Here is a 1,244-nt window from a genome sequence, read left to right on the forward strand (position 1 = left end):
TTAAAATCTTCTGTATAACTCATATGGACACACCCTTTCTTAGTTATATTGTAATATGTTCACTAAAGTGTGTCCATGATTTTATACTAGCATCAGTATAGTCAGAAGTGGAAATGAGACAAAAGTTTATAGTACAGTGTACAAATAAAAGTAATTATGGTAATATATAGGTGTAGTGCTTCTCGAGAGGTAAAAAACAACTACATAATTAAAGAAAGGGTGAAGAATTAATGGAAGCTGTAATGAATTTTGATATGGTTGAGTTGAATGAACAAGAATTGATGGCTGTTGATGGTGGTAAAGATTGGGGTATGATTATTGGTGGTTTAGGAACGATGGCTGTTGGTGGGGTTACATTTGCAGGTGGTGTTATTGGATTAGCTGAGCCAGAACCTGTTAGTTCATTTGCTGGATATAGAGCAGTTATTGGAGGTTGTGGAACTGTTCTTGCAGGTGCTGGAGCGGTAGCATCTGGTTGGAGAAAATAATTTCTTAATTAATAAACTATATGATTTGCGGGGACAGATTTTCATATCTGTCCCGAATAACAAAGATATAACCGTGGGTATTTCTAATTCTCTTTGATTTTTCATTAAAGACACAAAAACCTTATCTATACAATATTATCTCTACAAAAAATAAACAACTACTGTTTAGTGTTAAAATTTCATTCTAAGATAGTATTGATTTTTATACTGACTATTGGGAAACATATTGTTTGCAAAGTTTTGCTCGTAAAGTTAAAAAAACTTTATTTGTTTAATAAGGAGATGATATATATATGTCTGATAAAAAACAAGTTTTTTTGTCTTGGCTAGGTACAATCTTGGTAAATGCTTTGTTAATATATAGTTATTTTTTAAATGAGAATATTAATTTATATATTTTTTTAAGTGGAGTAACTATTACTTGTTCTGTATTAACAACTATAGAATATTTTAAAAAAAATAACAAATAACTATATGCGTTAACTTACTTGATAAACATCAGAATTATCTTCGGTTTTCATGTCATTTATGACTATAATATGGTTTGCCTGAGGTTCCCCCATTAAATTAGACACATAGTTTAATGGTTTTTCTCTCATTTTCGTATTCTTCTGGACTTTTATAATCTAAAGTAGAATGCATTCTAAATTTGTTATAAAAGATTTCAATATACTCAAATATATCTTGTCTTGCTTGTCGTCTAGTTTGATAAATTTTATGATGGGTTAATTCAGTCTTCAATGTACCAAAAAAGCT

Annotated in this window: 2 protein-coding genes; one reads left to right on the top strand and one right to left on the bottom strand. The window is 29.7% G+C overall.

Annotated features, from left to right (window positions below; all coding sequences use genetic code 11):
* The first annotated feature begins 230 nt into the window (after positions 1–230).
* Positions 231–488 (top strand): hypothetical protein, encoded by a 258-nt coding sequence (locus BX659_RS18735; RefSeq protein ID WP_097019731.1) that lies wholly within the window; start codon positions 231–233, stop codon positions 486–488.
* 567 nt (positions 489–1,055) lie between these two features.
* On the opposite strand, the gene BX659_RS18740 is transcribed toward BX659_RS18735, so the two are convergent.
* The coding region (locus tag BX659_RS18740) for an IS3 family transposase (RefSeq protein ID WP_143786699.1) at positions 1,056–1,244 on the bottom strand (189 nt) is incomplete at its 5' end.

The sequence above is a fragment of the Orenia metallireducens genome (assembly GCF_003001995.1).
In the GTDB taxonomy this organism is placed as follows: Bacteria; Bacillota; Halanaerobiia; order Halobacteroidales; family Halobacteroidaceae; genus Orenia; species Orenia metallireducens_B.